General features: G+C 76.9%; 7 protein-coding genes. 1 reads left to right on the top strand and 6 read right to left on the bottom strand.

The features are described 5' to 3' along the window. A partial coding sequence (locus tag ACSNOD_RS25515; protein WP_436769394.1) for an ATP-grasp domain-containing protein occupies window positions 1-1,373 on the bottom strand: 1,373 nt, incomplete at its 3' end. Window positions 1,374-1,634: 261 nt separating this feature from the next. Between ACSNOD_RS25515 and ACSNOD_RS25510 the strand changes: the two genes are divergently transcribed. After that, window positions 1,635-2,783, top strand: coding sequence for a glycoside hydrolase family 26 protein (locus ACSNOD_RS25510; RefSeq protein WP_436769393.1), 1,149 nt, complete (start codon window positions 1,635-1,637; stop codon window positions 2,781-2,783). A gap of 47 nt (window positions 2,784-2,830) precedes the next feature. Here ACSNOD_RS25510 and ACSNOD_RS25505 read toward each other — a convergent pair whose 3' ends face one another. From ACSNOD_RS25505 to ACSNOD_RS25485, 5 genes are all read right to left on the bottom strand, one after another. Continuing rightward, window positions 2,831-3,919 carry a GNAT family N-acetyltransferase gene (locus ACSNOD_RS25505; RefSeq protein ID WP_436769396.1) on the bottom strand — a complete coding sequence of 363 codons (1,089 nt, stop codon included), beginning with the start codon at window positions 3,917-3,919 and terminating at the stop codon, window positions 2,831-2,833. Between the two features lie 188 nt (window positions 3,920-4,107). Continuing rightward, entirely contained in the window at window positions 4,108-4,851 is a 744-nt protein-coding gene (locus ACSNOD_RS25500; RefSeq protein ID WP_436769392.1) for a lipopolysaccharide biosynthesis protein, read from the bottom strand. Further along, window positions 4,848-6,089 (bottom strand): glycosyltransferase, encoded by a 1,242-nt coding sequence (locus ACSNOD_RS25495; protein WP_436769395.1) that lies wholly within the window; start codon window positions 6,087-6,089, stop codon window positions 4,848-4,850. The genes ACSNOD_RS25500 and ACSNOD_RS25495 overlap by 4 nt, the downstream gene beginning before the upstream one ends. A 41-nt stretch (window positions 6,090-6,130) precedes the next feature. Next, window positions 6,131-6,952: a polysaccharide deacetylase family protein gene (locus ACSNOD_RS25490; protein WP_436769391.1), complete on the bottom strand. Its 822-nt coding sequence runs from the start codon at window positions 6,950-6,952 to the stop codon at window positions 6,131-6,133. Then, a partial coding sequence (locus ACSNOD_RS25485; protein WP_436769390.1) for a lipid II flippase MurJ occupies window positions 6,942-7,750 on the bottom strand: 809 nt, incomplete at its 5' end. The genes ACSNOD_RS25485 and ACSNOD_RS25490, both read right to left, overlap by 11 nt.

Here is a 7,750-nt window from a genome sequence, read left to right as displayed (position 1 = left end):
AAGCAGGGGGTACGGGGGGCGCGCGGGGCGCCGCGGTCGCGCTCGCGTCCGCGTGCGGTGGCGCCGTCGCGCTCCCTGGCTGGGGCGCCGTTCAGCTCGCGCCCGTGGGCGAGGGCGCGGCGCAGTCGGCGCAGGCCCTTGCCGCCGCCGCGGGCCAGCCAGTGTGCGGCCATGGCGAGGAAGGGCACGGGGTCGTCGCCGGCGAACCAGGCGGTCTCGGTGGGCGCGGCGGCGCGCGGTGCGGGCCCGGCGGTGCCAGGCGCGGCACCGGCGGTGCCAGGCGCGGGACGGGCGGCCACCGCCGGTCCCCGGGGGCGCAGCACCGCGGCGGCGGCCGACAGCAGCGCATAGTTCTCGGCGACGAACACGCGTCCGGGGACCGGGCGCGCGTCGCCCACCGGACGGCCGGTCAGGTCCAGGTGCAGGGCCCGTACGACGTCCACGCCACGCCGGTCGGTGAAGAGCCGGAACTGGGCCCCGGGGCGGGGGTTGAAGTCCAGCAGCTGGTAGGTGCCGGAGTCGTCGAGCCGGAAGTCCAGGTCCAGGATGCCGCGAAAGCCCAGCCTCCGGGCGAGGTCCCGGGCCGCGGCCTCCACCTGGGGGTTGGGCAGCCAGCGGCCGACGGCGGTCAGCCCGGTGCCGACCGGCCAGGAGCGCTCCTTGACGCCGGCGCCGCCGATGAGACAGCCGCCCTCGCCGAAGCAGCCGTGGAAGAACCAGTCCCGCCCGGGCCCGCCCGGCACGTACCGCTGGAGGAGCAGGGCGCTGCCGGCCTGCCCGGCGCGCTCGTACAGCCGCCCCGCCTCCTCGGCGGTGCGCACCACCGTGGTGCTGCGCAGCCCGCTCTCGCGCGGCAGCAGCCAGGGACGGCTCCACTTGGCGACCACGGGCAGCCCCAGCTCGCGGGCGGCGGCCGCCGCCGCGCGGGCGCTGTCGGGCACCACGGAGGAGGGGTGGGCCACGTCCAGCGCGCGGCAGACGCCGGCCAGCCGGGCCTTGTCCGCCACCCGCTGGGGCAGCCCCGGGGGCTGGGCGGGCAGCAGATAGCGGTCGGTGAGCGCCTCGGCCAGACCGGCGATGCCGATGGCGCTCATGTCGTCCATGGGCACCAGGACGGCGGGCCGGCCGATCCGCTCGGACACCTGCCGCAGGGTGGTGAGCAGCCCGCCGGGCCAGGGGCTCTCCCGCGGCCAGCCGTGGGCCCCGCGCAGATAGCGGGAGCGGCGCACCGGGGTGCACCGGGATTCCACGAACGTGTGGACCTCGATTCCGGCGCGACCCAGGGACCGAATGGCGCCGAGGGTTCCGTGGTGGAAGGGATTGCGGTCCATGCGGAACAGCAACACGGGAACTTCGGTGTCGAAGCGTGGCATGCCGCCCGGCCCTTGCGAGCATGCTTGGGGCGCAGGGCGCGAATCGGCGTGGGCCGGCGGGTCGTGATGCACTGCATCCCTTCGGATCGATGGGCCGTGCGGGCGACGGAATGCGGCGGACGGGGTATCAATAAACATTCATCAGGGTCATGTGACTTACCGTCTGTTCACTGTCCGGCGATGTCGCTCCCGTGATGTCACCGGTTTTCCTCCGCACCTGGGAACCCTTCCTGTCGAGCGGCCCGCCGGAAAGGAGCAGCCATGTTCCACCGATGCCGAGGATTCGCCCTGGCCTGTGTGGGGGCACTGATCGCGGGCGCGCTGGCGGTCGGCCCGGCGGGGGCGGGCGACGCGGGCCCCGCCGGCCCGCCGGCGACGGGCGGGCCGGTGCGGGTGCCCGGCCTGGCCGGGGTGCCCATGGGCGCGTTCCTCGGCTCCGGGCCCGAGGGCGTGGCCCGGATGAACGGGCTGCGGGCCTGGCTGGGCGGCACCCAGCCGCGCGTGGGCCGCACCTACCTCCCCGGTGACCTGTGGTCGAACATCGAGGGGCAGCCGCCGTTCCTGCGCGCCTGGGCCGACTGGCGGCGCGCCGGGCACGACCGCCTGTTCGTGCTGAACGTGCCCATGCAGGAGCGCAACGAGGCGGGCGTGCCGGACGAGGAGGTGCGCGAGCTGCTGGGGCAGGGCGCGCGGGGCGACTTCGACCACCACTTCCGCACGCTGGCCGAGCGGCTGGTGGCGCTCGGCGTGCCGGACACGGTGCTCGTGCTGGGCTGGGAGATGAACGGCGTCACCTACACCCATCGCTGTGCGCCCGATCCCACGGCGTGGAAGACGTACTGGAAACGCATTGTCACCACCATGCGCGCGGTGCCCGGGCAGAAATTCCGGTTCGATTTCGCGCCGAGCCGGGGCCAGGACGCGATCGGCTGGACGGAGTGCTATCCGGGCGACGACGTCGTGGACATCATCGGCATGGACTCCTACGACCAGCCACCTGGACACACCTTCGACGACCACATTCACCAGCCGTTCGGACTCAAGGCGCAGGTGGAATTCGCGGCACGGCACGGCAAGCCCACCTCGTACCCGGAATGGGGGCTGTTCCGGAACGGCGACAACCCCGAGTACATGCGCCGGATGCTCGAATGGATCAGAGCGCATCCGCCGCTCTATCACACCATCACGGACTACTGTCCGCACGGCGTGTGGCAGTGCCGCCACCGCAATCCCGACTCCGCGCGGGTGTTCCGGGCCTCGCTGTCCTCGCTGCCCTCCGCCCCGCCGCCGCGGCCCGAGCACCCGCCGTTCCGGGAGCCCCGCTGCTGGTTCCGGCTGGACCTGGGCGACTGGATCGGCGCCTGGATCGGGCACCGGACCATCTGCGTCCGCTTCAGCCTGCGGGACTAGCCCCGGGGCGGCCCCCGGGCCGGGGCGCGCACCGGCCGGGGAGGCCCTCACCGGCCGCCCGCCCGGGCCGAGCGCCAGGCGTGCAGCCTGGTCCGGACGGCGAGCAGGAACGGCAGGCGCCGGCGGGCCGTGGCGGCCAGCGCCGCCCGCCCGGCGACCCCGGCCGCGTACAGCCGCAGGGGCCCGCCCAGGCCCCGGCGGGCCAGCAGGAAGCGCCGGTTGGTCACCGTGTCCGGGCGCCAGTGCCGCTTGTACGGCTCCACGCCCCGCAGCATGCTGACCACCCGGTGGCCGGCCCGCGCGGCGTGCTCGGCGTCGTGCCGCATGAGCATGGCGGTGATGTCGGCCTGGGCCCGCAGCTCGGGGTGGGCCCCGAAGAGATAGCCGCCGAGGAGATCGGCGGACTTGAGCGTGACGTCCGCGGCGAGCACGCGCCCGCCCTGGCGGTACTCCGTCAGCACGGCGTCGCCCGTACGGACCATGGCGCGGGTTGCGCGCACCAGGTGCTCGGCGAAGCGCGGCCTGAGGTGTTCCGGTGTCATCCCGCGCCCCCGCCACTGCATGCCGTGCAGCCGCAGCAGCCGGGCCACGGCCTCCGGCACCTCGTCTTCGGGCACGCTGCGGTGCTCGATGCCCAGGGCGTCGAGCCGGCGGAGCTTGCCGCGGGTGCGGCGGCGGCCCGGGTTGGGAATCCGCTGGAGGAGCTCCTCGATGGGGGCGGCGGGCAGCTCCAGGCAGACCGAGTCGGGGAGCGTACGACGGGGGCCGGGCCAGCGCGCGTACACCCGCTCCAGGGCGGCGCCCGGCCGGACCTCGCGCAGGTCGACGAGGGCGGTGCGGGCCGCCCGGGCGAGCCCCCGCGCGAGCGCTCCCGCGGCCTCGTCCGGGCACTCGTCGGAGAGCAGGACGTCGAAGAAGTCGGAGATGTCACCGCCCAGCGGCACCAGTGTCGGCAGCGGCCGGTGCACCAGGGTCAGCGGCGCCACCCCCACCAGCGCCCCGGCGCGGTGGGCCAGCAGCAGCCGCAGCCTGCCCCGGGTGCCGTAGGACAGCCACCACGAGTGCAGCCAGGCGTGGGTCTGGAAGGGGGTGGCGGTGGCGCAGCGCCGGTAGAGGGCGTCCCACTCGGGGGCCAGGGCGGCGAACCGGGCCGGGTCCCGGCACTCGGTGACCGTCGGCCCGGCGCACCCGCTCCCCGCCGGGCCCTCGCGGGCGGTGCCCGCCCGGGTGTCGCATCCGCTGCCCGCCCGGCTCCCCCGGGTGGTGCCCGCCGGGCGGTCGCGCTCGCTCCCGGCAGGCCCCAGGAGCCAGGGGCCCGGAGCGGTCACCGGACACCGTCCTTCGCCTCCTGGGCCTGCGGCGCCTCCCGCGCCTCCTGGCTCCCCTGGACCTCTCGGGCCTCTTGGGCCTCTGGGGCCGCGCCCTGGCGGGGTGGGGCCGGCCGGGCCGAGGCGTCGCGTTCGCGCCGGCCGCCGGGTCGTACGAGCAGGGCGAGGCCGCCCACCAGGACGCCGGCACCGGCACCGACGGCCGTGGTGAGCCGGGGCGAGGGCGAGGAGGGCGCGGCGGGGGCGAGGGCCTCGGAGAACACCGTCAGCCGCATCCCCGTGTTCTTGGCCGAGGCGTTGCCGTGGTCGGCCAGGGCCTCCGCCACGGCGTTGGTGATGGTCGCGGCCCGGTCGGGGCGGCGGTGCACTCCGGTGACCTCGATCATCGGGGCGTCGGGGGAGGTCGCGGACCGGATGCGGGACTGGAGTCCGGAGACCGGGAGCCGCGCGGCGGCCTGGGCCTCGGCCAGGACGGCGGTGCCGGTGGCCACCCGCCCGTACGCCTGGGCGTAGCCGAGGGCCCCGGCGGGGTCGGCCGTGCGTTCGGGGACCACCAGCACATAGCTGGTCGCGGTGTAGCGCGGGGGCGTCAGCACTCCGTACGCGGTGCCGCCGGCCATGCCCAGCACCGTGCACACCGCGAGCGGCCACCAGCCGGGCAGCCACCGGGGGAACGAGCGGGCCGGGCCCGGCGGCGCGGTGACGGTGGGCGGTTGGACGGCCGGGACGGTGTCGGTCATGAGAGGGCTCCCCTCTGGGGGTCGGACGGGGTGGGACGGCGCGGGCGCCCGGCCCCGGGGTACGGGTCCGGGGCGCGGCCGGTGGCGCGGCGGCCGTGCGGGTGGCCGGCGAGGTGTTCGTAGAGGTGGGCGACGCGCTCGGCGCAGTGGGCGATGTCGTACGCCCGGACGGCCGGGGGGATGCGGTGGGCGCCCGGGGCGTCCTCGGCGGGCCGTTCGTCGACGGCGGGGCAGGCGGCGTGGAGCACGGGCAGCCCGGCGGCGAGGGCTTCGACGACGGCGAGGCCGAACGCCTCGTCGGCGGAGGGGGAGACGAACAGGTCCATCGCGCTCAGCAGGGAGGGCACGTCGGGCGCGGCGGCGGTCGTGGCCGCCGCGCTCCCGGGGCCGGCGAGGGCCGCGCGCTCCCCCGGCACGCCCCCTGGATCGGCGAGCGCCTCGCACTTCCCCGGCACGCCTCCCGGATCGGCGAGCGCCTCGCACTCCCCCACCAGGTGGACCCGATCGCCCGCGCCCAGCGCGCCCGCCAGCCGCCGCAGCGCCGCCCGTTCGGGGCCGTCGCCGACGAGCAGCAGCCGGGTGTCCGGGAGCGCGGCGACGGCGCGTACCGCCTCGTCGAAGCGCTTGCCCGGCACCAGCCGGCCGACCCCGCCGACGACGAACGCGTCCGGGGGCAGGCCCAGCCGGGCCCGGGTCGCGGCGCGCGCGGCCGGGTCGAAGCGGAAGCGGGCCGCCTCGATGCCGTTGGGCACCGTGTGGACCCGGTCGGCCGGCACCCCCCAGGCGCGCAGCCGCTCCGCGACGGTGGCGGACACGGCGACGGTGGCGCTGCCGAGGCGCTCGGTGGCCAGATACAGCGCGCGGGTGGCGCGGGTCAGCGGCCGGCCCTCGATCCGGTGGTCGCCGAGGGAGTGCTCGGTGGCGACGACGGTGGGCACGCCCGCGAGCCGGGCGGCGATCCGGCCGTGGACACAGGCCCGGTAGAGGTGGGTGTGCACCACGTCGTAGCGACCGTCCCGGATCAGCCGGGTCAGCCTCGGCAGCGCGGACAGATCGCGGTTGCTCCGCATGCCCAGGTCGACGACGCGCACGCCGTCGGAGCGCAGGCCGCGCGCCACCGAGCCGGGGTTGGTGAGGCAGACCACGTCGGCCGCGACCGGCAGGCGGCGCAGCAGCAGCCGCAGTTGCTGTTCGGCGCCGCCCGCGCCGAGGCCGGTGATGATGTGCAGCACCCTCAGCTCCGGCCCGGGCCGCCCGCGCCGCCCGCCGCGCGGCGCGTTCACCGGCCGGCCCCGCTGAGCGCGCCGGGGCGCTCCGGCTCCGGCACCGCCCGGCGGCGCAGGGGGTGCAGCAGCCGTTTGACCGCCAGCCGCCAGCCGGTGTCCGCCTCGCCGATGTGCACCCGGGGCAGGGCGTACGGGCCGGTCAGCGGGCCGGGGTCGATGGCGCAGGCGTAGTCGTACCCGGCGTCGCGCACCGCCTCGGCCGACCGCCGGTCCACGGTCCCGTACGGATAGCAGAAGCCGGTCACCGGCCGGCCGGTGAGCTCGGCCAGCAGGCGCCGGCTGTCGGCGGTCTCCCGGCGCAGGGTCTCCTCGTCGGTGCCGGGCAGCGCCACATGGCGCAGCCCGTGCGAGCCGACCTCCATGCCGGCCGCGGCGACGGCCCGCAGGCCCTCGGCGGTGAGCAGGGGCTTGCGGGGGCCGAGGGGGTCCCACTCGTTGTCGCCGCCGAGCCGGCCGGGCAGGGCGAAGAGGGTGGCGGTGAAGCCGTGGGCGCGCAGCAGCGGCACGGCGTTGTCCAGGAAGTCGGCGTAGCCGTCGTCGAAGGTGAGCCCCACCAGGCCGGTGCCCCGGCCGGCCGCGCGCTCGCTCAGCAGTTCGGCGACGCCCACGCCGCGCAGCCCGCGGGCGGCGAGCCAGTCGAACTGCCGGGCGAGCCGGCGCGGGCTGACCGTGACTCGATACGGGTCCTCGGTGCGCTCGGTGACGGAGTGGTACATCAGCAGCCAGGGCCGGCGGAGGGCCCGGCGCTCGAATGTCGTTCTCGGCCGGGCGTCGCGGGCCCGGGCGGGGGAGGTGGACAGGCTCTCAGCGGGCATGGCGGAGCTTTCGTTCGACGGCGGATACGATCCCGGCCACTTCCGGGGCCCGGACGGCCAGGGCGGCGAGGGCGAAGGCGGCGGGCACGACGAGGCACCCCAGCGCGGCGGCCGCCGGGGCCGAGGGGAGCAGGGGCGCGACGGCCCAGCCGGCCAGGACGGCCGCGGCGGCGGCCAGGGCGAGCCGCCCGAGGTCCGCGCCGACGCGGCAGACGTCGACGGCGATCATCCGCCGGCTCAGGCCGCGCAGCAGGAGCAGCGCGGTGGCGGAGATGCCGGCGGCGTTGGCGGCGGCGATGCCGTGCACGCCCCAGTGCGGGGCGCTCGCCACGCCCGCGAGCACGGTGATGAGCAGCCCGACCGCCATCGTGCCGGCCGGGTACCAGGTGGGGCGCACGGCGGAGAAGAACGGCCGCACCAGGGCGCCGGCCAGGCTGTGGCCGAGCAGGCCGAGCGCGTAGACCCGCATCACGGAGGCCGTGACGGCGGTGTCGTGGGCGGTGAACGCGCCGCGCTGGAACAGCACCTCGATGAGCTGGGGGGCGAGGGCGACGACATAGGCGGCGCCGAGCAGCACGACGAGGGCGGCCAGGGTCAGATCGCGCTCGACCCGGCGGCGGGCGCGGTCCGCCTCGCCGTCGGCCATGGCGCGGGCCACCATCGGGAAGGTCACCGTGACCACCATCAGCGACAGCACCATGGGGACCTGCGCCACCTTCTGCGCGTAGTTCAGGTGGGAGATGGCGCCGGGCGGCAGGGAGGAGGCCACGAAGCGCTCCACCAGCACCTGGGCCTGGC

The organism is Streptomyces sp. URMC 123, assembly GCF_051386515.1.
GTDB lineage: Bacteria > Actinomycetota > Actinomycetes > Streptomycetales > Streptomycetaceae > Streptomyces.
This window is presented reverse-complemented; position numbering and strand designations above follow the sequence as displayed.

Coding starts and splice junctions, on each gene's coding strand:
- ACSNOD_RS25510 (WP_436769393.1), top strand. CDS start 1,635: ATGTTCCACCGATGCCGAGGATTCGCCCTGGCCTGTGTGGGGGCACTG.
- ACSNOD_RS25490 (WP_436769391.1), bottom strand. CDS start 6,952: ATGCCCGCTGAGAGCCTGTCCACCTCCCCCGCCCGGGCCCGCGACGCC.
- ACSNOD_RS25500 (WP_436769392.1), bottom strand. CDS start 4,851: ATGACCGACACCGTCCCGGCCGTCCAACCGCCCACCGTCACCGCGCCG.